Raw genomic sequence first — 25,675 nt, 5'->3', positions numbered from 1 at the left:
ACGGCTTACTTAAACGAAAAGCCGATTTACTGTTGGCCGTAATAAGCATTTTCACCATGCTTACGTAAGTAGTGTTTGTCGGATAGTTCTGGTTGAATTTTGATGCCGCTATTCAATGTGCGCGTTGCTAACGCCATTGCCGACACTTCTTCTAATACCACCGCGTTGTGAACCGCGTCATTGGCATCTTTACCCCAAGAGAACGGCGCATGCCCTGCAACAATCACACTTGGAACGGCCATTGGATCGATTCGACGTTGCTTGAACTCTTCAATGATCACCAAGCCAGTGTTTTTCTCGTACTCTTCAGAAATCTCAGAGTGAGACAATCGACGTGTACATGGGATGTCACCGTAGAAATAATCAGCGTGAGTGGTGCCTAAGGCTGGAATGTCGATACCGGCTTGTGCCCAAATTGTGGCACTGCGTGAATGCGTGTGAACAATGCCACTCACTTCAGGAAACGCTTTGTAGAGCTCTAAGTGCGTTGCAGTATCACTTGAAGGGTTGAGTTTCCCTTCAACAATGTTGCCTTCTAGATCGACGACCACCATGTCCTCAGCCGTCATATCACTGTATTCGACACCTGATGGTTTAATCGCTATCACTCCGTTAACACGGTCAAACTCAGAGACATTACCCCAAGTGAATGTCACCAAACCGTATTTAGGAAGCTGCAAATTCGCTTCTAAGACACGTTGTTTCAATTGGCTATATTTAGACATATCGACTCCTTAAGCCGCTTCCGCTTGCAACAAAGCAGCATCAATTAAACGCGCGACTTCTTCTGGGCTTTTGCAGGCACGAAGTTTTGAGAAGTCTTCGTCAAATTCAATCAAGTTCGCGACTTGCATCGTTCCTTCGATGTGCTCTTCTGAGTCCTTACCCGCTAGCGTGATCAACACATCAACAGGCTCATCAACACCTTCAAAAGTGATTGGCGTTTCAAGTACAGTTAGCGCAAACCCAGTACGAATAACACCGTCTTCAGGGCGGCAATGCGGCAGTGCGAACGCATCGTGAATACAGATATATGGGCCTTCTTCGCCAATCGCTTTGGTAATCGCGTCGTAGTAACGCTCTTCTGCAATACCCGCTTTCACCAATGCATCAGTCCCAAGCTTGATCGCCGCTTTCCAGTCGGCTGCTTTTGCGTTCAGTAGGATAGAGTTATTCTTGATAAGAGATTCTTTTAAGTTCATGTTATTGCTCACTTATATAATTGTTTTTATTGGCTCAGCAGTGCGACACCACTGAGCCGTTTTTAATTATTTATGGAAGTTGTTCTCGATGATGGAAACAAGTTCGTCGCCGAAAGTTTTCACCATAATCATGTTCTTAACCGCTAACTGTTGCTTACCTTCCGGCAGACCCGTGATCTTCGCTGCAAGAGCAACCGAAGTAACGATGATGTCGAATGAACCAAGGTGTGATTTGTAATCAGTGATGGCGCTGTTAAAGGTCGAGCTTGGGATGCCTTTCTTGTCCAAGTACTCTTTGATTTTCTTAGAGCACATCATTGAAGAACCTTGCCCAGAACCACAGCACACTAAGACGCGAACCGGTTTCTGATCAGCGGCTGGTGAGATTCGATTTTCTGATGTTGTAGAAGCTGCCGTTGTAGAAGCCGATGGTGCATCAGCAGTTGCTGTCGATTGTTGTGGTACCGCAACTTCAACCTCAATACCTTCAGGCGTTACTGCGGTCATTGTTTCAGCAGCAGCTTCTGCGTCTTCTTCAGCTCGTAGTTGCTTAGAAGCGAAGTACATGTAAACACCAGCCAGAGCCAAGATCACAAAGAAGAACATGCTAGAGCTAGAGATACCTTGCATGATTGGCGGGAACACAAGTGCCCAGTCAGCCATACCCATCCAGCCGTTAAACTCAGTACCAGATTGAGCAAAGATATGAATTGCCCAAGCCGAACCAACCACTTCGATGATGCCCATCACGAAACAGATCTTCATCACCGCTTTCCAACCACCAAAGTGGTTAGCAAACACACCAATAGTTGCGTTCGAGAAGAACATTGGGATAAAGCCAGGAATGATCATGATTGGTGCGTCAAACGCTAGCATTGCAAGAACAGCTGTGAATTGACCCACTGCGCCCCACATGAAACCAAATACCATTGCGTTCGGAGAGTAGGCGTAAATAGCCGCACAATCGATTGCTAAAACAGCGTTAGGAATAAGGCGTTGAGAAATACCGTTAAATGCCTCGGACAGTTCCGCAACGAACATGCGAACACCAGTAACGATGACTTGAATGGCAACAGCGAATTTCAAACCAGTTTCAAAAATGTAGATAAACCAGTGCGTTTTACCTGCCATGTCTTGAAGGTTATCAAGACCAAACGAAAGAAGGATGATGCCGAAGAACGCAGTCATTACAAGTGTGGTCGCTGCAATGCTGTCGTGGAAAATGTGTAACCATTTAGGCAGTTTGATGTGGTCAACACTGTCATTCTTGTCGCCAAGTTTCGGTGCAACTTTGGTCGCAACCCATGACGCAAACTGTTGCTGGTGACCAATTGAGAAACCCGCACCGCCAGTCACTTCTTGAGTCGGCTTGAACATGATGTTTGAGGAGATACCCCAGTACAACGCCATCAATATTGCTGAATAAATAATGGTTTCCCACATACCTGCACCAAGCACGAAGTAGAAAACAGCAATGAGGCCAGCTTGCTGGAACATGATATGCCCAGTCAGCATGATGGTTCTGATACCCGTAATACGTCGGAAGGCAACAAGTAGAATGTTTAGCCCAAGAGCCAGTAATACTGCATACCCAACCCAAGAGTAATTGTCGCCCATGGTTTCCATGGTGGACATCATGGAGGTGTACGGGTCAATTACCGATCCCGTTAATCCATGTATTTCACTCATTTTTTCAATAACCGGTTTAAAACCCGCTACCAATGTTCCTGCACCTACCTGCACTATCATGAAACCAACGATGGTTTTAATAGAGCCGGAGATAACAGTTGTTGCGTCACGTTTTAGAAGGATGTAGCCGAGACAAGTAACAAGACCGAGTAGCAACGGTGCTTTGGTCATTACCTGACTGTAAAAAATATAGAAAATATCATATAAGAATTCCATATCTTTACCCCTGATTGATTTTTAATTTTAATGATTTGTAGGATGTGATGATTCTAGTTTTGCTCACGAACTAGACTTTACCAATCAAAAGTAATCATTCAATGCTCACTTGTGATTACTTTGATTTATATCAATTAACCACACCCAGAATGTGCTTAATTGAGCTTTAGATCACATGTAAAAACAATAAATACAATAAAATCAATCACTTATAAAACATTGTGATTAATGTCTGGTTTTTATAGCGATGTGGTTTGACAATCATGATGGTGATTATTAGAATCAAAACAAATCAAAAGTAATCATTAAATTGTCACAACGACAAAAAGAGTGATAAATATGAATGAAGTACAAAGACATAACGGCATCTTGTCGCTGTTAGAAGATATGCAGACAATCAACGTCTCTCATATTATTGATAAATTTAGCGTTTCTCCTGCTACTGCTAGGCGAGATATCGCTAAGTTAGATGAAGTTGGCCGACTTAGAAAAATTCGAAATGGTGCGGAACGAGTAGAAACTCAGAAGAGAAAGTGGTCACCACTGAATATCAACAGCACTGAGTTCTATGAAGAGAAATCAGAGATTGCTCAAGCAGCTGCAGGGCTTTGTCAGGCTGGCGATACAGTCGTGATCAACTGTGGTTCGACGGCTTTCCTACTCGGTCAGCAATTATGTGGCGATGACGTTCAAATCGTAACGAACTACTTTCCACTCGCAAGCTACTTGATCAACGAAGATCATGACGATGTCATCATCATTGGTGGTCAATACAACAAAGCGCAGAACATCTTTCTAAACCCTGCCCCTAATTCATTAGGCGGCTATGCGGGAAACTGGATGTTCACCTCAGGTAAAGGCTTAACCGATGCCGGGCTGTACAAAGCCGACATGTTAACGGCCGTAGCCGAACAACAAATGCTCGAACAGGTCGATAAGCTTGTCGTCGTGGTCGATAGCTCAAAAGTTGGACAACGTACCGGAATGCTCTTTTGCAGCACCAAGCAAATAGACATAGTCATCACCGGTAAAGACGCCAATCCCGAAGTCGTAAAACTGATTGAAGCTCAAGGGACGCAAGTCATCCTAGTTTAAATCGCAGGGCTAACTAGCCCACCAATAATAATAAATTTAGCTCAGTGCCTTAATCCAAATTAAGGCGCTCGGCTCCCTACATCCAAAATTAATCAAATTATTGAAATAAAAGGTATTATCATGAGCAATGTAAACGAAATCACTCGCGAGTCTTGGATCCTAAATACATTCCCTGAGTGGGGCACATGGTTAAATGAAGAGATAGAACAAACGGTTGTTCAACCAGGTACGTTTTCTATGTGGTGGCTTGGCTGTACAGGTATTTGGCTAAAATCAGAAGAGGGTGCAAACCTATCAATGGACTTCTGGTGTGGTACTGGTAAAAAAACACAAGCTGTTCAAAAAATGAAAAACCAGCACCAAATGATGCGTATGGGTGGTGTAGAAGCACTTCAACCAAACCTACGTACTGCAATCTTCCCATTGGACCCTTTCGCTATCAAAGAGATCGATGCAGTGATGGCATCTCACGATCACGGCGACCATATTGATATCAACGTTGCGGCAGCGGTTCTTCAAAACTGTGGCGAGCACGTTAAATTCATCGGACCTAAAGCATGTGTTGATCTATGGATGAAATGGGGTGTACCAGAAGATCGTTGTGTTATCGCGAAAGTTGGCGACGAAATTAAGATCAAAGACGTCAACATCAAGGTTCTTGACGCATTCGACCGTACTGCTCTAGTGACACTTCCTGAAGGAACATCTTCCCTAGACAAAGAAATTCTAGACGGAATGGACGACCGTGCAGTGAACTACCTAGTAGAAACAACAGGTGGTTCAGTTTACCACTCTGGTGATTCTCACTACTCAAACTACTACGCTAAACACGGGAATGACCACAAGATCGACGTTGCACTGCTTTCTTACGGTGAGAACCCACGTGGCGTAACAGACAAAATGACATCTTCAGACATTCTTCGTGCTGCTGAGTCTTTGAACTGTGAAGTAGTTGTTCCGTTCCACCACGACATTTGGGCTAACTTCCAAAATGACCCGCGTGAAATCGAAATGCTGTGGAACATGAAGAAAGAACGTCTTCAATACGGCTTCGCACCTTTCTTCTGGCAAGTTGGTGGTAAATACACATACCCAACAGATAAAGGCCGCATGCACTACCAGCACTTCCGTGGCTTTGCAGACATCTTCACAAATGACCCAGAACTGCCATACCGCGCATTCTTGTAAACATTAAGAAAAGCACTAACTAGGGAGCAATGCGCTCCCTTTTTTTATCATCGAATAAGGATGTTGATATGGTATTACGTGAGTTCAAAAAGCATTTCAGTCGTGGCGACCTGAAAGCAGCAATTGGTGTCGTGTCCCCTGGAGCTAATGGTTATTACTTAATGGTCAAAAGTCATAAGTGGGGAGTAAACAGCTTTCTTGAATCCGACAGAAAAATGCAACCCAGGGTATTCAAGACTCAACAAGCTTTGTTGAACGCCGCTAAAGCAATCGGTTTTTCCTACCACTCGATTGATATCCAACATTTATAATCAAGATGGTTAGATATTGGGTTGATTCGGTTATCGGTGTCGCTTCGAAAAACAACCAGACATTCATAGCCTGAATGCCACAACTCCAAAATCATCTATTTATCTACTCGATAAAAATAATTCTTACAATTAAGCGTTTATATTCATTAATAATATTGGCGGCGGGCGGCATAATAGCCGCGAATCCTTTTAACGAGTTTGGTTATGTTCTACAAGCGTCTTTTGGTATTGGCTTTACCGCTTACTTTTGTGTTTCCCACCCATGCTGAAACGTTTGGTGAGCGAATGGTGCGTATCGAACAAGAGAATGTACTGGCGAAAACCATGAGTGAAGAACAAGTTGAGTTGATACAAAAAGTCGTACAGACCAACCACTGCGCTAAAGTGGCGTTAACTCATCACCAGCGTATTTTGGGGCAATATAAGGTTGAGACGTCTTCTTCGGAGTTATTCGTAAAATGGCGTCAACTCGGTAAGCGGTTAGACGCTCAATACGAGACAGATTACCCCGGCTACCCTAAGCACGCTTTTCAAGAATATCCAGCAGCTTCAAGCAAAGTCGATGGCTACCTTTTTGCTCTAATCGACAATGGTTTAAACGAGCAATCGTGGATCGCCAAAGAGTTTAAGCAGTGTAAAAAGAATAAGCTGATATCCCGAACCTAAGCTCTAGTCTGCTCTGGTTCGAGAGCACTCACTCGCATTGGTTCTAATAAAGTAAGAACAGCCCTTCATAACCGCCAATTTCGATTTCACTCACATAGTCACCAACGTTACCGTTAGCATCAACAGGTTTCATTGGGACATCCAGCGCAATGGTGAGTTTTGCCGCGTCATAAAAGCTCGGATTCTTACCGTGGAAATCCGTGCGATACAACACACGACCATTGCTGAACTCTCTCGCTAACACCATGTCCCCAGAGCCACCAGCAACCACCTGATTTTCAGATTGATACATAAAGTACGTGAACGTCGGTAGAACGTGAGTGATACCATTGGGCAGATCAGCATGCACCATTTCGTTCATCGAGGAATCGCCAACGATGGTGTAGTCAGCGGGCTGAGGTGTCGTTGTCGAAAGCATCAAAGGAATCGGCGCAAAGCCTTGTGGGATTTGAAGACTCGGCTCTCCCAAATCAACGGCCAATAACGAACTTGGTTGGTAGGCGATGGTTTTAGGGACACCACTTTGCCAGAAAGTGTCAGCCGTCGTATTGCCACTTCCATAGACGTAACCATTGTTCCACTGATTGAAATAGCTATATTGAGCATGTCGATTGAGGTGGTAGATCGCTAGGGTCGAGTATTGGTCTTGCTTCCAATTTTCTTCACTATTTCCAAGATACTGAACTCGCCCATAACGCGTTGTCGCCTGAAAAATAACACTTTGTCCATTGTAGGCGAGCGCAGAATTATCCCAGAATTTAGAGATCCCCGAGTAACCACTAAACCCAGTAGACGGAAAAATGTAGTGCTCGCGTAAATATAGAGTTCCCGCCTCGCTAAGATGAGACTGTCCATTTCGACCCAGTAAGTTCGCGGTTCCGATATTCAACCCAATCGACGCATCACTTTCTAAAGCAGATAGATTTTTCAGAAACGCTGAAAATTGTTGTTTATAGAGATCATCCGCTTGATTCGAACCCGCAACTGCTCCTAACTCTTGAACATGCCCGCCAGAATGAACATAGAACTGGTTCGAACCAATAAGTTTATTTGTGTCGTCGTTATACGCACCATTCAAACCTTGGCTTGCCCAGCTTTGCTTGTAGTAGCGATGAATAGCAGATAGATAATCCGCGTTTGCGACGTTCGTTAGCGACCAAGATGAGTTAGCGCTCCACATTCGACCAAATGGCACCACTCTTGATTCCCAACGAAAACGCGCTGTTGCGTTCTTATTGGTTCGATTTCGATACTCGCTTGGCGACAGGTAGTTATCGCCATCTAGGTCTGCAGACACATCAAAGCCGCGGATTTTTCGCCATTGGCTGATAGCATTGCCGTCCGGCGTTGTAGTCAGAGCGTCGGTTAATTTGACGCTTGGAAAACTGTTTTTCAGTTTTACTTCTTTTAAACGCGGCCTGTCGTCGGCGTTCTCACTTTGCCAACGAACTCTCACAACGTATAAGCGCCCACCATCTCTCAAAAAGGTGGAACCAAAATACTGGCCGCCACCATAGCTCGCACCGCTCCCATCATGAGTTGTGGCTCTTACCCAGTTATCCGGAAGGTTCCAGATCACCGATTGGTTTTTGGTCATATTGAGCGTTTTGTCTTTCTTTACATCGAGCCTTTCCCACTGTGATACCCTTCCGTGAGAATCAATAGCCGTTGGGTATTCAATCCAAAATTCGCCGCTGCCAGCAAACTGTGAGAACTTAAAGGTCAGCCGTTCGAACTGCTCAGCATGATAGACATACAAAGCCCCACCCTGTTCGAAATTCTCAAACACATCGGCATCCCACGGAGGCTCTTGATACAGCCAAAAGCCAGCATGGTCTTCACTGGCTGTATAGCCCAAGATCATTGGTTTTCGGTTTAAAAGAGTCTTTTCGCCGTGAGTTTTATCAACCTCGGCAATGACAGTATCTTCAGAAAAGTGCAGGAAATAGTCTTCGAAATTGAGGCCTTCTAACTCAGCTTGGTTACGGAGATCGTTCTCCAACCAACCCGAGTTCATCGCCATGACTTGGTTGTACATATAACCAATTGTCGTGGCCCGCTCATTGTCGGCTTTGTCGGCATAAGCTCCGAACACAATATCACTGTTGGAAATTTCCCAATCAATGACGGCATTCGCAGATAGTGGGGAGCCCGAAAGATCGACACCCGCTTCATGTTGCCCTGGCAGCACAACTGCTGTACCAACAGCAAAAGCGTAGCCAGCGATTAAACATGACGGTATGAGTGCGAGCAGCCCAGAAATGTAGGTTTTCATGAATCAAATTTCCTAATCGATACTGTCATGCCTTAAATCACAAGACGAAAAGTCAGCCAACTTGCGTGTCAATTTAGGAATCAAAATACGAAAAAAGTATCGACTACATGGCTCTATTGTTCAAGTGCTCGTCTGTATTGTTTCATCCATGACAAAGAAAACGAGCAAATGCCGATTCAAAATCAAGACATTAAGGAAAAGATAAATTTTTGTGATTTTAATTTTATTTGGAAACCAAGTATCTCCGGCTAACGAGAAATCAGCTCAGATTTTCTCAAAATGAGAATAATACGGTTTGGAAGATGAGAAGTTATCAGAGCCTAGAACTCAGAATAGGACTTGGATTTGCTGTATCGAATCTCAGTTTGAGCGCCACAATGTTGAAACTCAATTTGGATAGGCTAGTCTCGGTCATCTAAACAAGAACGATGACAACAGAGAGTGGTAAATAAAGCGATGTACGTTGACTATCATAAGCGGCTTGTTCCCGTTATACGCTATTTAGAGAAGCACTTTAACGATCCGCTCAACTTGATCGAAGTCGCGGCATTAGCTAACTTTTCACCCTACCATTTTCATCGTACTTTTAAGGCCGTTCAAGGCGAAACGCTTGCTGATTTTATCAGACGATTGAGACTCGAAGCGGCAGCCAACGATCTCTTCAAAACCAAGCAACCTATTATTAATATTGCACTAGATTACGGCTTCTCATCGTCTCAAAACTTTGCCAAATCCTTCAAGCAACACTTTGGCGTTACGCCTAGCGCATTTCGTGATTGTGAAGACTACCAAGCTTTCGGTGAGTTAACTCGAAATAGCAAGATTGGACACACGTTGCGCAAGAATGGAAACGATGCAGTTACGAGTAATTCATATACTGGCTCCGAACTTTCAACATGGAGTAAGACAATGAAAACGCAACAATTCGAATCATCAAAATTGGCGTATGTGCGAGTAACAGGCCCTTATGGAAAAGGGTATGAAGAGCCTAGCGGCCGTCTTTATCAGTGGGCAGAAATGAAAGGATTATCAGGCAACACCTGCATGTTCATTTACCATGATAACCCAGAAATCACACCGACAGATAAGTGCCGAACAGACATTTGTTTAATGGTTCCAGAGGATGTCGAAGTACCCAGCGGTATCGAGCTAAAGGACTTTCCCGGTGGGCAATATGCGGTGACGAGACAAACGATCACCGAAATCGGCCAATATGCCAAAGCTTGGGATGATTTAATGAGTAACGTCATTGAGTCCGGTATTGAAACAGACGATCGACCTTGTTTTGAGCTTTACCACAGCTACGATCCGCAAACTCAACATTCAGACGTCAGCTTCTGTACCGCAATTAAATAACGACAATCAAAGCCTACCTCGCGTAGGCTTTCTTCTCTTCGGTTCGCTTGCCAACGGCTTTGTTGATTAATTAAGTTTATGGATAGCGACATCTCGTTTCGTAGATTTTTAGTCAATCAATGAGAACAAATACTAGTAGATACCAGTAATGTCATAACCCAAACGGATTTCATCCATCGCTTGAGGCTCGAAGCACTTTCCTAACGCGTGCAGTAAAAAACATCACCGCACATGCGGTATAGAGCTTACCTACCCATAAGCCGATATTGATCAGCTGAGTTTCTTGCTTAATGAGACGTTGATACTCAGTATCAGAGAGGTAAGGATCGTCAAAGGGGACAACGTTAATCCCCCACATAAACCAAACAGACCAAACGACACTTCCTACTAGCAGCCACAGAGTTAGTATCAAAAATTGCTCGAACACACCTAGCAGTGTGTTCTTGTTAAGCGAAATTTGAGCTTTATTCATTTCACGACCTTTTTATCACGACACAGTTGAGGGATTCTAAAGAAGCAAGAGCACTATAGCCTCTTGTTCCACTTCCCTTGATGGTCGCGGTCGCAATTTTCTTGCGTATCGTAGCTGATGTGTTTATCGATACTCTTCAGTTGAATTCCAACTTGATTGAACGCTTGTTGGATAGCCCCAGAGACACTCTGTTGACCTTCGCCATTTAAGAAGTTCGTTCTATCCTGATTGGTATCGAATACACAGACAATTTTCAAACTTTGCGGAAAAGAGGAGAAGTTGACCGAGTGAGTCACCCACAAAAAACCATCGAAGCCTTTCAGCGTGTCTTCACAAACGTCAGTTAACACGTCTCTGATTTGATTTTCGATTTTCTTATCTGATTTACGCATGCGGTAAAGGTCCTATTTAACACCTTAAAAAATAAGGTTTTTTGGTCATTTTCGTACTACCTGATATTGGACACTGCGGCGGTTTCAAATGCAAAGTATTTATTGGGAGAGTCGACTAGAAGATATAGAGGAAACGCCTCATGTTTGATAGCTTACGAGGCAATCAAACATGAGGCGAATATAGAATTTACGACGATGTTAGCTCGCCGCTTGTTCCCAATCAGCCAGTAACTTCATGATCACACGAGAGTCTTGGTGGCTCGCCATTGGCGCAGCAAACTGTGTCTTACCTTGCTCAACCGCTTGGCGGATATTGCGCACTTGATAATGGAAGCCATCGCCTTGCGCTTCAACTTTCACTTCACGTGTCGACGTCTCATAGATCTCTACCGTGAATGTGTTGTCTTCGGTCGGTAGCCATGGATTAGTATCTAGCGTAATGCAGCCTTTACTGCCGAGGATCGTAAAGCCGTGCTTTAAACCGTGGTCTTCAGCAGTATGGATTTGCGCGGTAAAGCGGTCATTGAAACGCATCATCGCCGACGATTCACAGATATTGCCATCTTCGCCTCGTCGACCGATTGCTGATATCTGCACACCATCGAACACACTCTCGCCAAATTGCTGCTGCGCGACAGAGTGAATCAGCGACATTGGGTAGCAGCCAAGGTTGTATAGCGCGCCTTTACTTGCAGGATTCACGAACTGATCAATCGCCGCAACGTAAGAACCTTGAATCGAGCGCACTTCGCCAATCTCACCGGTTGCTAATTCTTGATGAAGCTTGGCGATAAGTGGATGGTTTAGATACATCAAACCTTCTGCAAAGAATACACCCGCTTCTTTCACTGCTTGCAAAGCTTGCTCGGTTTTTTCCATATCAACCGATAACGATTTTTCACACAAGATCGCTTTGCCTTTTTGAGCCGCTTTAATCACATACTCATGATGGACATGGTTTGGTAGAGCAATGTAGATAATGTCGACCGACTCATCTTCAATCAAGGCTTCATAGTTGTTGAAGGTTCGTGTTGGTTGGTATTGGGCAGCAAACTCGTTAAGTGTTTTTTCAGTACGACCAGCAACGGCATACAGCTCGCTTTGAGCATCGCCTTTAATCGCATCCGCCATTACACCTGATATAAAGCTGGTTCCTAGGATTCCCCATTTCATGTCTTAGATCTCCTGCTCTTGTGCTTTGATAGGTCCACGTTGCGTTTCAAATGCTTGTACTAATTCCGTAATATCACGCTCAATAAACGCTTGGGTATGAGGCATCACAAAGTGCTGATTAATCGCTTCACGGTTTGCGTAATGCTCAAGCAAAATCACACGATCGCTTTGGCTTTGATCATAGGTTGCAATTGCTTGTAGGCAGCCTGGCTCGCTTTGCATGTCTAAACAAAACTGTTCGATAGCTTCGATCGCAACAGCTCGTTCTATGTTGGTTTTGATCTTAAGTTCGGCTGTAACAAAGATCGTTTCGTTCATTTGAGGCATTTCACGCTCTTATTTTAGTTAATTATCGGTTTGCCATTAATATAATTAACCCCTAATAATTGATAAACTCACCTTTTGTTTATTGTTTATCAACCAAGAGTGTCCAATGGATAAGTTAACCAGCATGAAAGTCTTCGTCTACGTGGTGGAACAAGGCAGCTTTCGTAGCGCCGCAAACCACTTCAACCTGTCGGCGACCATGATCAGTAAACATGTCCATTCCTTAGAAACCAGTTTGAATTCTCAGCTGATCCACCGCACCACACGTAAGCAATCGTTAACCGATTCAGGACAGCTTTACTATCGTGAGTGTAAGCGAATTCTCGAAGACATCAGCAATGCTGAAAACCTGATTCAAACCTTGGAAAACCAACCACAAGGCACGGTAAAAATTAACTGCCCTGTCACCTACGGAAACAAGGTACTTGCCCCTATCGTAGCCAAATTCCTTGCACAACACCCAACCATTAACGTTGAGTTGATGTTGAATAATGATCTTGTTGACCCTTATTCATCCGACATTGACCTGATTGTGCGAATTGGTGACCTATCCGATTCAAGCTTGGTCGCAAGGTATTTGGGGGATTATGAGATGTGTTATTGCGCCGCACCCGATTACCTTAACCAACATGCTGAGATCAAAGTATTAGAAGACTTGGCGCAGCATCCATCGCTCGGGTTCAGTTACAGCAGCCAAGCCCCTCACGCCACACCGAATAAAGAACGTGTGCGCTTGATGTCGAACAATGGGGATGTGTTGCGATATGCCGCTCTACAGGGCGTAGGCGTGTTCTTGCAACCGACTATCTTGGTCGCAGAAGAGATTAAACGTGGCGCGCTATTGGAAATCCTACCCGGCATGGCGCCGTTACCAAAGCCGATTCACTTGCTCTACAAAACCAAGCAACTGTCCTTGAAGAACCGAACCTTTGTCGAGTTTTTGTTAGCCGCTCTTTCTGAGTAGCTAAGCGCTTTCTAAACAACAAAGACCGCTAGACTGTTTGCCAATGGCTCATCAAGCGTTTACCAAGATCAGAAGGTGTGGCGTTATGGACGATCATCTCTTCACATTGGTTAAACACCATGAAGTGCTTTAGTTCTTCGCATAAAGCGTCAATCAATGACTCATGAGTTTTAACTCTGTCTTCAACAACCAAATTACGAATATTGAGTAAGCGATTCTTTCTATCGACCTTGCAATCCATTCGCGCCACCAACTTACCTTGCCATAGAATCGGCAAACTAAAGTAACCAAACTGGCGCTTGGCCTCAGGAACATAACACTCGAGAAGGTAATCAAAATTGAACAGTGATTGCATTCGCTTACGTTGAATCAACAGGTTATCAAACGGAGACAGTATCTTTAACTTAGTTCGAGAAAGAGGCTGATTCAGAAGCTCAAACGCATCGGGCAACACGTAGTAATCTGAACCTTGAATATCCACTTTCACGACTTGCTTGTCTTCAAGCATCTGTTGGAGTGTCTTCTGTATCAGTGGTTTGGTGTTCTTAAGGAGATAGCTCATTTCCGAGGCAATTCCTACACCGTTCGCTTCTAAATAACGCGTGATCAGATGCTCGATATACTCTTGTTCCGTTGGTTCAGAGGTATCAATGCCACTCGGTAAAACTCGCTCGGTTAGGTCATACACCTTATGAAAGTTCACTCGGCTCGGCACCATTAAGTCACCTTGCATAAACAAAGTCTCTAGCGCCTGTTTGGCAGGTTTACCGCCCCATCCCCCAGGGTTTGGTCTATCCCCTTCAAAGTCTTTCGCCATCAATGGTCCTTCGCTCTCAATACGTTTGAGAACATGCGCCATGAGGGCATCGTCTTTTTTATACCAATGCTTGAGCTTACCGCTCGCAAAGCCATTCTTGCGGTGTAGGCTGAATCGGAAGTCACGCATGGGTAAATACGCGGCGGCATGCGACCAATACTCAAATACCTCTCGACGCTCTAGCAGCTTATCAAGATGGTTCAATTGGTAGCCTTGATTGCGATTCCACAGCGTATGATGGTGGGCTCGCTGAATCACGGAAATGGTATCAATTTGCACATAGCCAAGGTTTTCAATCGCAGACAGCGTGTTCGCCAAAGTGCCTCCATTGCGTTGCTTTTTAGGTGGCAGCTTCTTAGGTGGCAGTTTTTGCGAAAGCAGTACAATCTTTTGCGCTTGAGCGAGTGACAATGATTCCATGTAATTCAGACTCTAATTGATACCAATGATCCGTTTATGATTCCGCAATAATCTCTTGAAGAATCTGCTTGTAGGTTTCTACCGTCTGCGCGCCTGTCACAGCACTCTTACGATTGAACACCACAGTAGGAACCGCAGAGATCCCCATGCGTTGCCATTCAAACTCTTGCGCTTCAATTTGCTTCAAGTTGTCGGTGTTCTTTAGACGCTTCAGTGCCTTCGTTGAGTTTAGCCCAACCGCTTCAAGTTCTTGTGCCATGACTTCAAGGTCAGACAGGTCTTTCTGCTCTGTGAAGTGAGCAGTAAAAAAGCGTAGCTTTAACTCAGTCTGTTTACCGTGCGCTAGTGCAAAATCGAGAAGCACATGGAGATGGCGTGAATTGACCATTCTCATGCTGTCATAGAAATTGAAATCGAAACCAACCGCTTTGCCACGAGCCGCAAGCTGTTCACGTGAACGTTGGCTCTCTTCTACGCTAGAACCGTATTTTCTCATGATATGATCACGCAGGTTTTCGCCCTCTTGCGGCATATCAGGGTTAAGCTCAAACGGCTGCCATTCAAGTTCAATCTGGTCTTCTAAACCAAGTTCCGCAACGGCTTGTTCTAGATTTTTGTAGCCGACCACGCACCAAGGGCACATCACGTCAGAAATAATATCAAGTTGAAGTTTCTTGCTCATAATCATTCCAAATATCGTTGCTAAGGCGTATCCAATGCAAAGTGAATACCCATCTTTCTGATTAGACTACAACAAGCTGAACACTCGTTCAAATTTAACTCGATAAACCAGTAGCCAACAAAAAAGCCAACTCCTATTACCGAGTTGGCTTTGATAAAAATCGGATTGAGCTGAACAACGTTACGCTAGCAGTTTCTCAAGCACTTGGAATACACCTGCATCAACGTTACTTGGCGCGCCAAAACGAGCGATCTCTTTCAGCTTTGGATGTGCATTTTCCATCGCGTAAGAGTGGTAGCTCTCTTTAAGCATTTCCAAGTCATTCAGGTAGTCACCAAAACTCATGGTCTGCTCGTAAGTGAAGCCGAGTGTGTTTTGTAGGTGTTTAATCGCCGCACCTTTTGATGCCTGTGCGTTCATCACATCCAACCAAATTTTCGCACTCACAACCACTTGGTAGTTCTCACCGAATTTGGCATCAATAGTTGGGTTCACTTTCTCTTGTGAACCGTCGAAGTGACAGATAGCCACCTTGATGAAATCGTCTTCTACCGCCAGTAAATCTTCTACTTGCTCACGGCGATGGTAGTACTTAGAGATCTCCGCTAGAGCACGCTGATCTTTGGTTTCAATGTATGCCGATTTCTTACCACATAGCACCACATGCGCGCCTTCAATTGCTCGAGCTTCTTTAATGATCTCTTTGATGGCATCGGTATCAAGTAAGCAGCTGTAAAGCTCTTGGCCTTTGTGCATCACTAATGTGCCATTTTCAGCAACGAACATCATGCGATCTTTAAGTGGAGCAAAGGTTTCCATCAAGCTGTAATACTGACGACCCGATGCCGCAGCAAAAATAATGTCTTGAGCTTCTAAGCGCTCATAAAAATTGAAAAATTCTGGGTCTAACTTTCCGTGTTCATTAAGCAGAGTGCCGTCCATATCAGCAGCGATAAATTTGATGTTCTGTTGGGGCATTTCAGGGCTTACCTATAAGTAAAAATTAAAGTGTAAATTATGATTATTCGTTATCTTGTGTAACGGTTCTACGTTCGATTATATCGCTAGAGTAGCCAGTGAATGCAATGCTTTTCGGCCGATTTCTTTGTTTAATTCTAAGATCTTGTTTATGCGCAATAAGGGGATGAAAACAAATAAGAAAGCGAGTATCAGCTTAATTATAACGACTGATTTAATATGCCAGTTTAAGCCGACTTTTAAATTTCGCGTTGACCAATAAAAGAAATAGGCTTACTATCAATCGTCTTTTAACGATTAGTAGTAAGTGAGCCCACTAAGTATGACTGCAACATGCCAAGCAACAGATAGCTGTTCTCTACCTCTTCCGCCGAGTAATGCTGAAGCAGAAAAAGAGATGGCTGCGTTAGCAAAAGCACTCGCTCATCCAGCGAGAATTCGCATACTTAGTATCTTGTCCGCTTTAGAAAAATCGGGCGGCTGCTTGAACAGTGATCTCGTGAGTGAATTGGGTTTAGCTCAATCAACGGTATCAGAGCACTTAAGAATATTGAAAGCCTCAGGTTTTATTACGGCTGAGTCGATTCCGCCGAAGATGTGTTACCGCATCGACCGCGACAATATTCAACGCTTCGAATCGGTATTTAACAGCATTTTAAAATAGAAGTTCACGCTTGAATGATCGGCTTTAGTGGCCTTTACTTTTAAGCGTGTTTTTTTGCCACAATCAATCGTTTTTCGACGATTTACGATATCAACAAAGAGAGATTATCATGAAACCAAAGTTAGGTTTTCTAGATCGCTACTTAACACTGTGGATCTTCATTGCCATGGGTCTTGGTGTATTGCTTGGCACCCTATTCCCACAGATCGAACAGTGGAACGAATCTATGTCTGTTGGTACCACCAACATTCCGCTTGCGATTGGCCTTATCTTAATGATGTACCCACCTTTGGCTAAGGTTAACTACAACCTGCTCGGCACCGTGGTAAAAGATAAGAAAGCGATCAAACTATCTTTGATCATGAACTGGCTTGTTGGCCCAATTCTGATGTTTGTATTGGCACTGACTTTCTTGGGTGACCACCCAGGTTACATGGTCGGCGTGATTCTGATTGGTCTAGCTCGTTGTGTGGCGATGGTGCTGGTTTGGAACGACATCGGCGGCGGTAACAAAGAGTACGGCGCGGCATTGGTTGCTCTAAACAGTGCATTCCAAGTGGTGAGCTACAGCTTTATGGCGTGGTTTTTCATCAGCGTTCTTCCACCAGTATTTGGTTATGAAGGCATGTTGGTTGATATCTCGATGATCGACATTGCACACAGTGTACTTATCTACCTAGGTATCCCATTCCTAGCGGGCTTCCTAAGCCGTAAGATCCTTGTGTCGATGAAAGGCGAGCAGTGGTACAACGATGTGTTTATTCCACGTATCTCTCCAATCACACTGATTGCCCTATTGGCGACTATCGTTCTGATGTTCAGCCTAAAAGGCGAGATGATTGTTGAACTGCCAATGGACGTATTGTTGATTGCTGTTCCACTGACTATCTACTTCACCGCGATGTTCTTCATCAGTTTCTTCATTGGTAAGAAGATGGGTATTGAATACGACAAGAACGCATCAATTGCATTTACAGCAACAGGTAACAACTTCGAGCTAGCGATTGCCGTGGCTATCTCAGTATTCGGTATTAACTCAGACCAAGCGTTTGCAGGTGTTATCGGTCCACTGATTGAAGTACCAGTATTGATTTACCTAGTGAACGTGGCGCTTAAGATGAAAGACAAGTACTACAACGGTCAGACGGTTAAATCTAGCATCTAGCATCTACATCTACATCTACATCTACATCTACATCTAGAGCTAACAAAAAGCAGCATTACATCAAACAGAAAGGCTCACACGTTAAACGGTGAGCCTTTTCTTTATTCAGTTTGATCCAATTTAAGTTTCGTCCAGTTTTTTACGTTTCGTCTAATAAGCCTTTCAAAGCTTGTTCAAGCCAAAGTAACGCAGGGCCTTTAGAGCGTGTTTTAGACAGAACAAGATCAACGGGCGGCGACCATGTTTTGTGATCAAATGAGACATTAATCTCCACTAAACGCTGTTTATTCAGTTCCTCTTCGACAAGGTGCTTGGGTAAATATGCCCAGCCAATATCGCTGCCGAGCACCATCTCTTTGATAACAATAAAGCTGTTTGACCACCATACCTTTCCGGCAATCAGTGGAAACTGATCCATCACCTTACCTTTGTCTCCCCTCAACATGAGTTGACGATGCGGGAGTAAATCAGAGAGTTTCGCGACACCTGTTTTTGCGAGTGAATGACTTGGATGACACACAGCAATAAACGGTAGGTGGCCGATAAAGCATGGCTCAGAACCGACATCAAAAGCCAAATTGGTAAACATCAATCCAATGTCGGCTCTCTCTTCGATAATCAACGGATTGACCTCTGTCGTGGTACACGCAACCAGTTCGACTTCCGTCGCAGGGAATTGTTTACTGAACTGACTAAGGATCTTAGATAGGTTCGGGACCAATAGTGAATCATCTAATGCAATTTTGATGAGCCCCTCTTCACCGCTACCCATCGCACTAACCGTCACATTCAGATCTTCAACCTGCAGCACGATTGCTTTCACCTGTTTAAATAACTGCTCGCCCGCTTTGGTTAATGAAGGCTTTCGAGTCGAACGATCAAAAAGCTCAACATTAAAATCTATTTCAAGATTACTGATGCCTTGGCTCACCGCCGACTGCACCTTACCCAAATGACGAGCACTGGCAGAAAATGACCCTAATTCAACGGCATACACAAACATTTTCAGTTGTTCAATGTTGTACATTCGGTTTCTCCCAAAACTTACTATCACCATATGTGATACTAACTATCTTTATATTATCACTTAAGTAGATATTATCTAGCCAAGTCATTAGCCCATAGGCGGCTATTTAATCGTAAAGAGAGTTAGAAAAATGTCACATAAAGAACGCATGTTGCACATGGTGCTATTTGAATTGGTTGCTTTGGTTTTGATGGCAGGGCTTGCAACCTATATTACAGGAAACGGCGCAGGTGAAATGGCAGGCTTAGCGCTCGCAATATCATTGATAGCGATGGCATGGAACTACGTTTACAACTATGGCTACGACAAAATTTACGGAACAGACCGAAGCAAAAGAACCACGAAAACACGTATCCTGCACGGATTAGGTTTTGAGCTTGGCTTAATGACAGTGACTCTGCCTGTCTTAATGTGGGTTCTACAACTCGACTTCCTAACCGTACTGATCATGGACATCGGCCTAGTGATTTTCTTCGTACTTTACGCGATTGCGTTCAACTGGGCATACGACTCGGTTCGAGATCAATTGGTAGCGAAAGGAAAAGTGGCAGCTCTGGTTTAGAGCTGCACACATTGAAATAAAAAGGGGCTAACTGGTAATAGGTCATCATAAAAGGAGAATAAATACGATGACCACATAAACATAGACGGACGGGTCACATATCAGCTAGCCCATGAGTTTACTCTAACAATCTAAGCTGTCATGCGCCTGACATGACAGCAGTTAAGTTTCGAAGAATCAGTGAATGATGTAGGGAAACCAATCACTCACGATTTATTAGCTCACCATGAACAGAGGCACGTTGGTTTTGCTCAATAATCTTCTGGTAACGCCACCCAGCATCTGTTGATGCATCTTCTTATGAGCAAGCGCGCCAGCCACTATCAAGTCAGCATGAAACTGCTCTGCATGAGCCAGGATCGCTTGAGGCGTTTTTATTCTGCCCTCTTTAAACGAAATACACTCCACTTCGATGTTATGCAGCCCCAAATAACGCTTTAAATCTTGTTGGTTAGGCTTTTTGTTGAGTGAACGCTCACTGGTTACCACCACGATGTTCTTTGCTTTTCTAAGCAATGGCATAGCTGCTTTCACAGCCCTCGCACCCGGATCATCGCCATTCCAAGCAATCATAATGCATTCCGGATTAAAGCTTTTTTGCTCACGTGGCATCAGCAATATGGGGCGACTGCCATGTTCTATCGCCACGTCAAAACTCACGCTACTTTTGCCATTAAGCGGTTTAGGGATAATGATTAAGTCAGACACCTTGCCGCGCTCAGAGACTACATCCGCTCGATAACCCGTAAGATTATGCCATTGAGCACTCACGTGTTTATTGGCCTCATTCATCACTAGGTTATCACTATCACACAGCGGTACTTCGAGCTTGTCGCACAAGGTAGTGAACTCAAGTTCAGACTGGTTCATGTCTTCTGCAACGTAGTTATTCACTAACTGGTCGATGCGGCTTAACCACTTATTCGGTAACAGTTGACGCTCTTCTGGCATCAACTGCTGTGGGCTAATTTGAGCGTGTAATACATCCAAATGTGCACCAAAGTATTGTGCAATGCTCAGCGCACCTTCTAACCTTTCAGCGGAGTTTGCCGTAGAAGCGAAGGGCATAATAATCGTTCGAATCGTCATAATTACTTTCCTTCTATTATCCAATTGGCCAAGGCAGATTAACGGTTTCTTGTAGCAAGCCAATCGGCAAATCCAATACCATTAGGTGAGTCAAACCCAGTAAGAAACCGGTAGCTGCAACAGTAACCGATGCTGAACGCATCAAGCTCAGCCCTGCTTTACTCATCAGGAATAGACAGAAGAACGCACTGATAGAAATCACATAGCCGACAAAGTAGCAACCAAGGATCAACGCGCCTAGCCAGTACAGGTAGTGCATCATACTGATACTGTTGGTATCAAAGGCGTACCCTTGCTCATATTCGTTATCGAAGTAGACAGCATCGCCTTCTGGTTTGGTCAGCAGTTGGAATAGCACCACAGCGGATAGCACCCACATAATGCTAGCAATGATAATAGTGAACACACCACCTAAGAAGCTCTGTTGGTAGCCGTCATAAATGCCATACATAAACGCGATATTGACCAAAGCAGCGAAGATAACTTGAGGCTTGCGATTACTGATTCTTACTGAAGGTTGAACCGTTTCAGTCGAAGTGTCTTGTGCTTCACTTTGCTTGTTTTTCTTCACGCTTTGACGCCACATGAAGAACAAAGAGAAAATTGTCAGCGCACCAATGATCATCACGCCAGGGCGTAGTAAGAACGCAACACCATCAAACTGCACCGCTTGATACAGGTAAGTTTCCATACCATTAGCAAGTACAAAACCAATCAAGAATGCAGGGCGAGGCCAGTCGAAACGCTTCATCAGCACACCCAGTGTACCTATGCTTAATAGCGTGACTAAGTCGCCAAGGTCGCGTGTTGCTTGGAATGCCGCAAAGCAGATCACCATCACCATGAATGGAGCAAGCAAGGTGTAGCGAACCGTGGTCAGCCTAGCGACCCAAGGTGAAATCAGCATACAAGCGCCAGCACCGAACACGTTCGCTAATGCCAAAGACCACACGATAGTGTAAGTAATATCAAGGTCAGTACTCACCATCGCAGGGCCCGGTTCTAAGCCCACCAATACCATGCCACCGAGGAATACCGCCATGCTGCCAGAACCCGGAATACCAAATAACAGCGTAGGGACTAAACCACCGCCCTCTTTCGCATTATTCGACGATTCAGGGGCAATCACACCACGCACATCGCCTTTACCGAACTCAGGGTCTTTCTTAGTGGTTTGCACCGCATGACCATAAGCGATCCAATCCACGACGCTGCCACCAAGGCCGGGAAGTGCACCGACAATACAGCCGATCACGCTACAGCGCACTGCGAGCCATTTGTTTTCCAAGAAGTCACGAACGCCCGCAGACCAACCCTTGCCAAGTTTACTAGCATTGGCGATTGGCTTATTTTGACGAAGCAGATCAATAATCTCAGGAAGTGCAAAAATACCTAAGCCAACGACAACCAGAGGAATGCCATCCATTAGGTAGAAGTTGTCAAAGGTCATTCGATATTCGCCAGTGGCAGGAGCACTTCCGACACTGCCAAGCAATACGCCCATGCCACACGCCGACAAGCCTTTTACCAAGCTCTTACCTGCTAGCGCACCGACCATGCTCAAACCCAACAAGGTCAACATGAACAACTCACCGGAACCAAAAGCGAGGATCACCGGTCGAGCTATCAACACAAAACCGGTCAGTATTACCGCGCCAAACAGGCCACCGAATAGCGATGACGTAAAAGCAGCCGATAACGCACGCGCCGCCTCGCCTTTTTTCGCCATAGGGAAGCCATCAAGCACGGTTGCTTGCGAGCCACTTGAGCCCGGAATACCCATTAATACCGAGGTAAAAGTGTCAGACGTTGGGATAACCGCAACCAATCCGATAAGCATTGCCAAAGCTGAGATTGGGTCCATGCCATACAGGAATGGAAGCAGTAGTGATAAGCCGGCAATACCGCCAAGCCCCGGAAAGATACCAATCGCGAGACCCAGTAACACACCACCTAACATAAAGGTGATGTGCTGGACACTTAATATGGTTTCCAGTGCAGCAAAGAGTTCGTTAAACATCGTTGAATCCTTTCTATCATGAGACTCACTTTCGCTTCGTTTACCGCCGCTTACCTATCCATGGATGTCAAAAGCCCTACGGTTCAATCCGTATAAGCCACATGCTATTGGAGTTTGGCGCTTGCTTTTTTACGTAGCGATATAAAAATTACGTACGATATTGAAATTACGTAACAATATAAAAGTGAGATGAAAAGGCGTGAGCCACGATCTTGCGCCGCGGTCTCACTGCCAGTTAGTACTGAGCGTTGTTAAAACTCATGTTTTCTTGGGCTTCTGGATAGCCTGTTTAGAAACGGGTGTTGTAGTTTGTGGTCAGCCAGTTTCTGACCCATTCAAGGTTGCTTTCATCAAGCGACAAAGCGGCGTTTAACGCTAACTGTGCTTGTTCGCCAGTCAATTGCGGGTAATCACCCAAAACTTCGACTGCGCGTTTCTGAAAATCGGGTTGAGCGACCAACTCAGAAGCCGATGCGCGCCATGCTGCAACGGTCTCTTCTGGTGTCGACTTAGGCACAAAAATCATCTTTTGAGCAGCAAATCCAGCCATGAAGAATGAGCGCCACACTGCGTAGCCTTGAGTTTCAGCCTCTTCCGGGTGGAACATTTGGTAGACCTCAGCGAAGTGAGGAAGCTCTGGGAAGTTAGGATCACGTTTCAACTTACCGTCTTCACCCAATACGCCGAAGCTAAACAATGGAATCGCTTTACCTTCATTGACTAGCGGCGTCACTTTGTCGATGTAAGATGAGCTAGTTTGAGAATCGATATTCACTTCACCACGCTCAAACGCCAGTCGACCAGCGCCACGCCCTTGCATGCCGAAAATTGCTTGTACCTCCAACCCAAGTAGATCCATGGCTAGCAGTGGTACCAAGTCAATCGAGGTCGCACCTTGGCTCGCGTATTGAAACTTGATTTGGTCTTTCTTATCGAAAAGATCTTGTACGTTCTCGATGCCCGTTTTAGGCGAAACATACACAACACCGCCGGTTGGGGATGCGAGAATCACGCTCCAATCGTTGTAGTCGTAACGAACTCGGCGATCTTGAAGAAGATAGGGATATTGGGTTGATGCCGAGCTTGCAAAGATGTTGAGGCCGTTGTCTTTCGCACGGCGAGCAAATTGGTTAGCGCCTTTTGTTGAGCCGCCACCCGGAATATTTTTCACTACCACTACTGGATTGCCCGGTAATGATTGAGACAAATAAGGTGCATAGAAACGCCCCCATGTATCAGTACCGCCGCCCTCTTTGTAAGGCATCACAAACTCTACACGTTCACCTTTAAACGAAACCTCTTCGGCTTGTGCATGATGAGATAATGCCCCCACGCCAAGTAGCGTGACCAAGAGTGATTGGCAAACTTTTAACTTAGACAATTTTTGAGTCATAAGAAAAGAACCGTTCGAGAATAACGACCCCTTAGTAGATGGTTGTGTATTGCCGGGTAGTTGTACGTTCAGCATCGTGCCTCCTAATATCCATTTACTGCGTATTGCCTGCAGTTGGACTGTTTTTGTGGTTTCTGACAAATTAGTCGCCGAACCTGTCACCCAACTGACACGCTCCATTTTGATAACAAAAGTGTTACAAAGATCGCCCTTTAAGGCACAAAAACAGAGCAGAGTGCGCTGAATTGGTGCAGAAAATTTCTAGGTTTTACGTGGTTTGGGGGAAAGCGTTTAAAGCTAAAAAATATGAAGGTGAGAATAAAAAAATCGCCAGCCCAAAGGCTCGCGACATGAAATAGCTAATAAAGCAGATTAGATTAGAACGTCGGGTAAACCTGACCTTTGAACAGTGGGCGAGCTGTGCGCACCAAAGCCGCTTGGCGAACCGCGGGCTCAACTTCCCCCGGTTCTACTTTGATATTGACTTGAATTTGTCCACTAGGGTGCTCAATCACGACTGTTTCAGAGTTAATGCCTTGGCACACTTCATGGGCGACCGTGCCCGGAATCATGCAAGCCGCCGCCACACAAACCCCTCCGGTAACAGCATGACTTGCATGGCAGTTGTGTGGCACAAAGTATCGAGAGGTGATGTGTCCACCATACGTTGGTGGTGATAACAAGGAGACCTTAGGCACCACACTCCCCGTCACATCGCCCATACCCATTAATCGGCCTGCCGCCAATCGGATAGACTCTATACGTTCCAATAGGGGAGCATTGTCATCGAGCTGTTGCTTGGTTTCATTACCCGTTAAGCCAAGGTCTTGAGCATTAATGTGTACCATAGGCACCGCCGCGTCTAAACACGTCAACTCAACGCCTTCGACCTCATCACGCACCTTACCTGTAGGAAATAGCTTGCCTGTTTTGGAGCCTCCGACATCTAAGAAATTGAGCAAAACAGGAGAGCCAGTTCCAGGAACGCCGTCCACACGCACATCACCGTCATAACGTAAATGACCATTTGGGCTTTCGGCGGAAACTTCGATAATAGTATTGGTGTTGATGTTTCTGACACGCAACATGGTCGATGGACTGCTTAACTTAACCAAATTATTTTCACTGGCGAACGCCACGATTCCAGAGAGAATATTGCCGCATGAGGGGCGAGTATCGACTTCTTTTTCTTCAACGCCAACTTGAGCAAATAAGTACTCTAAGTCGGTACCTTCTTCTGAAGATTTAGAAACAATGGCGACCTTGCTAGTCAACGTTGTTCCGCCACCAATACCATTAATTTGCTGTCCCTCACCAGAGCCCATAATACGCACGAGCAGTTCATCTCTTTCTTGCTCACTTTCAGGCAAATCACTGGCTAGGAAGTATGCACCTTTCGATGTGCCGCCGCGGATCAACATGCAGGAAATATTCTCATTCATGACCGTTTTCAACCTCTTACTCTTGAAGTGAAAGAGCAAATCCATGCTCATTTGTGGACTTCAAGAGTAAAAAACGAAACTGTCATGCAG

Annotated in this window: 25 protein-coding genes; 9 read left to right on the top strand and 16 right to left on the bottom strand. The window is 44.9% G+C overall.

Annotated elements, in window-relative coordinates; translation table 11 throughout:
* Positions 1–26 precede the first annotated feature (26 nt).
* From AB6E85_RS16325 to AB6E85_RS16315, 3 genes are all read right to left on the bottom strand, one after another.
* Positions 27–725 carry an L-ribulose-5-phosphate 4-epimerase gene (locus tag AB6E85_RS16325; RefSeq protein ID WP_048609864.1) on the bottom strand — a complete coding sequence of 233 codons (699 nt, stop codon included), beginning with the start codon at positions 723–725 and terminating at the stop codon, positions 27–29.
* A gap of 9 nt (positions 726–734) precedes the next feature.
* Positions 735–1,202: a PTS sugar transporter subunit IIA gene (locus tag AB6E85_RS16320; RefSeq protein ID WP_017064004.1), complete on the bottom strand. Its 468-nt coding sequence runs from the start codon at positions 1,200–1,202 to the stop codon at positions 735–737.
* Positions 1,203–1,268: 66 nt separating this feature from the next.
* Positions 1,269–3,107, bottom strand: coding sequence for a PTS ascorbate-specific subunit IIBC (locus AB6E85_RS16315; RefSeq protein WP_372143241.1), 1,839 nt, complete (start codon positions 3,105–3,107; stop codon positions 1,269–1,271).
* A gap of 339 nt (positions 3,108–3,446) precedes the next feature.
* On the opposite strand from AB6E85_RS16315, the gene ulaR reads away from it, so the two are divergent.
* The 4 genes from ulaR to AB6E85_RS16295 all read left to right on the top strand — a co-directional run bounded on the left by ulaR (position 3,447) and on the right by AB6E85_RS16295 (position 6,367).
* Positions 3,447–4,202 (top strand): HTH-type transcriptional regulator UlaR, encoded by a 756-nt coding sequence (ulaR, locus tag AB6E85_RS16310; protein WP_017064005.1) that lies wholly within the window; start codon positions 3,447–3,449, stop codon positions 4,200–4,202.
* Between the two features lie 120 nt (positions 4,203–4,322).
* The gene (ulaG, locus tag AB6E85_RS16305) at positions 4,323–5,390 is read left to right on the top strand and encodes an L-ascorbate 6-phosphate lactonase (protein WP_048609867.1); all 1,068 of its coding nucleotides are present in this window, start codon (positions 4,323–4,325) and stop codon (positions 5,388–5,390) included.
* Positions 5,391–5,458: 68 nt separating this feature from the next.
* Positions 5,459–5,701, top strand: coding sequence for a hypothetical protein (locus tag AB6E85_RS16300; protein WP_017064006.1), 243 nt, complete (start codon positions 5,459–5,461; stop codon positions 5,699–5,701).
* Positions 5,702–5,905: 204 nt separating this feature from the next.
* On the top strand, positions 5,906–6,367 hold the full coding sequence (locus AB6E85_RS16295) for a hypothetical protein (RefSeq protein WP_059017617.1): 462 nt from the start codon (positions 5,906–5,908) through the stop codon (positions 6,365–6,367).
* A gap of 43 nt (positions 6,368–6,410) precedes the next feature.
* Here the strand turns inward: AB6E85_RS16295 and AB6E85_RS16290 are convergent, their stop codons facing one another.
* Positions 6,411–8,642, bottom strand: coding sequence for a hypothetical protein (locus tag AB6E85_RS16290; protein WP_372143240.1), 2,232 nt, complete (start codon positions 8,640–8,642; stop codon positions 6,411–6,413).
* Between the two features lie 456 nt (positions 8,643–9,098).
* Here AB6E85_RS16290 and AB6E85_RS16285 point away from each other — a divergent pair, with 456 nt between their 5' ends.
* Positions 9,099–9,998 (top strand): GyrI-like domain-containing protein, encoded by a 900-nt coding sequence (locus AB6E85_RS16285; RefSeq protein WP_048609870.1) that lies wholly within the window; start codon positions 9,099–9,101, stop codon positions 9,996–9,998.
* A 169-nt stretch (positions 9,999–10,167) separates the two neighbouring features.
* On the opposite strand, the gene AB6E85_RS16280 is transcribed toward AB6E85_RS16285, so the two are convergent.
* The 4 genes from AB6E85_RS16280 to AB6E85_RS16265 all read right to left on the bottom strand — a co-directional run bounded on the left by AB6E85_RS16280 (position 10,168) and on the right by AB6E85_RS16265 (position 12,362).
* Positions 10,168–10,470: a hypothetical protein gene (locus AB6E85_RS16280; RefSeq protein ID WP_372143239.1), complete on the bottom strand. Its 303-nt coding sequence runs from the start codon at positions 10,468–10,470 to the stop codon at positions 10,168–10,170.
* Positions 10,471–10,523: 53 nt separating this feature from the next.
* The gene (locus AB6E85_RS16275) at positions 10,524–10,862 is read right to left on the bottom strand and encodes a hypothetical protein (RefSeq protein WP_050632777.1); all 339 of its coding nucleotides are present in this window, start codon (positions 10,860–10,862) and stop codon (positions 10,524–10,526) included.
* A gap of 198 nt (positions 10,863–11,060) precedes the next feature.
* Entirely contained in the window at positions 11,061–12,035 is a 975-nt protein-coding gene (locus tag AB6E85_RS16270) for a Gfo/Idh/MocA family protein (RefSeq protein ID WP_372143238.1), read from the bottom strand.
* A 3-nt stretch (positions 12,036–12,038) separates the two neighbouring features.
* Positions 12,039–12,362, bottom strand: coding sequence for a putative quinol monooxygenase (locus AB6E85_RS16265; protein WP_372143237.1), 324 nt, complete (start codon positions 12,360–12,362; stop codon positions 12,039–12,041).
* Between the two features lie 106 nt (positions 12,363–12,468).
* Here AB6E85_RS16265 and AB6E85_RS16260 point away from each other — a divergent pair, with 106 nt between their 5' ends.
* Positions 12,469–13,326, top strand: coding sequence for a LysR substrate-binding domain-containing protein (locus AB6E85_RS16260; RefSeq protein WP_372143236.1), 858 nt, complete (start codon positions 12,469–12,471; stop codon positions 13,324–13,326).
* 28 nt (positions 13,327–13,354) lie between these two features.
* Here AB6E85_RS16260 and AB6E85_RS16255 read toward each other — a convergent pair whose 3' ends face one another.
* From AB6E85_RS16255 to AB6E85_RS16245, 3 genes are all read right to left on the bottom strand, one after another.
* A complete protein-coding gene (locus tag AB6E85_RS16255) occupies positions 13,355–14,563 on the bottom strand; it encodes a winged helix-turn-helix domain-containing protein (protein ID WP_372143235.1) in 1,209 nt (402 codons plus the stop codon).
* A 34-nt stretch (positions 14,564–14,597) separates the two neighbouring features.
* Positions 14,598–15,245, bottom strand: a complete 648-nt coding sequence (locus AB6E85_RS16250; protein ID WP_372143234.1) for a DsbA family oxidoreductase — start codon at positions 15,243–15,245, stop codon at positions 14,598–14,600.
* A 180-nt stretch (positions 15,246–15,425) separates the two neighbouring features.
* On the bottom strand, positions 15,426–16,223 hold the full coding sequence (locus AB6E85_RS16245) for a Cof-type HAD-IIB family hydrolase (RefSeq protein ID WP_372143233.1): 798 nt from the start codon (positions 16,221–16,223) through the stop codon (positions 15,426–15,428).
* A 322-nt stretch (positions 16,224–16,545) separates the two neighbouring features.
* Here AB6E85_RS16245 and AB6E85_RS16240 point away from each other — a divergent pair, with 322 nt between their 5' ends.
* The gene (locus tag AB6E85_RS16240) at positions 16,546–16,887 is read left to right on the top strand and encodes a helix-turn-helix transcriptional regulator (RefSeq protein ID WP_048610478.1); all 342 of its coding nucleotides are present in this window, start codon (positions 16,546–16,548) and stop codon (positions 16,885–16,887) included.
* Between the two features lie 109 nt (positions 16,888–16,996).
* Positions 16,997–18,052 (top strand): ACR3 family arsenite efflux transporter, encoded by a 1,056-nt coding sequence (arsB, locus tag AB6E85_RS16235; RefSeq protein ID WP_372143232.1) that lies wholly within the window; start codon positions 16,997–16,999, stop codon positions 18,050–18,052.
* A 139-nt stretch (positions 18,053–18,191) separates the two neighbouring features.
* Here the strand turns inward: arsB and AB6E85_RS16230 are convergent, their stop codons facing one another.
* The gene (locus AB6E85_RS16230; RefSeq protein WP_372143231.1) at positions 18,192–19,079 is read right to left on the bottom strand and encodes a LysR family transcriptional regulator; all 888 of its coding nucleotides are present in this window, start codon (positions 19,077–19,079) and stop codon (positions 18,192–18,194) included.
* 130 nt (positions 19,080–19,209) lie between these two features.
* On the opposite strand from AB6E85_RS16230, the gene AB6E85_RS16225 reads away from it, so the two are divergent.
* The gene (locus tag AB6E85_RS16225) at positions 19,210–19,641 is read left to right on the top strand and encodes a PACE efflux transporter (protein WP_065679196.1); all 432 of its coding nucleotides are present in this window, start codon (positions 19,210–19,212) and stop codon (positions 19,639–19,641) included.
* A 216-nt stretch (positions 19,642–19,857) separates the two neighbouring features.
* Here the strand turns inward: AB6E85_RS16225 and AB6E85_RS16220 are convergent, their stop codons facing one another.
* The 4 genes from AB6E85_RS16220 to AB6E85_RS16205 form a co-directional block, all read right to left on the bottom strand.
* On the bottom strand, positions 19,858–20,730 hold the full coding sequence (locus AB6E85_RS16220; RefSeq protein WP_372143230.1) for a universal stress protein: 873 nt from the start codon (positions 20,728–20,730) through the stop codon (positions 19,858–19,860).
* 16 nt (positions 20,731–20,746) lie between these two features.
* Positions 20,747–22,750, bottom strand: a complete 2,004-nt coding sequence (locus tag AB6E85_RS16215; RefSeq protein ID WP_059017639.1) for a tripartite tricarboxylate transporter permease — start codon at positions 22,748–22,750, stop codon at positions 20,747–20,749.
* A 289-nt stretch (positions 22,751–23,039) separates the two neighbouring features.
* A complete protein-coding gene (locus tag AB6E85_RS16210) occupies positions 23,040–24,218 on the bottom strand; it encodes a Bug family tripartite tricarboxylate transporter substrate binding protein (RefSeq protein ID WP_372143229.1) in 1,179 nt (392 codons plus the stop codon).
* A 302-nt stretch (positions 24,219–24,520) separates the two neighbouring features.
* Positions 24,521–25,585: a 4-oxalomesaconate tautomerase gene (locus AB6E85_RS16205; protein WP_372143228.1), complete on the bottom strand. Its 1,065-nt coding sequence runs from the start codon at positions 25,583–25,585 to the stop codon at positions 24,521–24,523.
* Positions 25,586–25,675 lie beyond the last annotated feature (90 nt).

Origin of the sequence: Vibrio sp. 10N.247.311.51, assembly GCF_041467855.1 — a bacterium.
Lineage (GTDB): Bacteria > Pseudomonadota > Gammaproteobacteria > Enterobacterales > Vibrionaceae > Vibrio > Vibrio coralliirubri.
The sequence above is the reverse complement of the archived record's forward strand: the minus strand, read 5'-3'. Positions and strand labels throughout refer to the sequence as shown.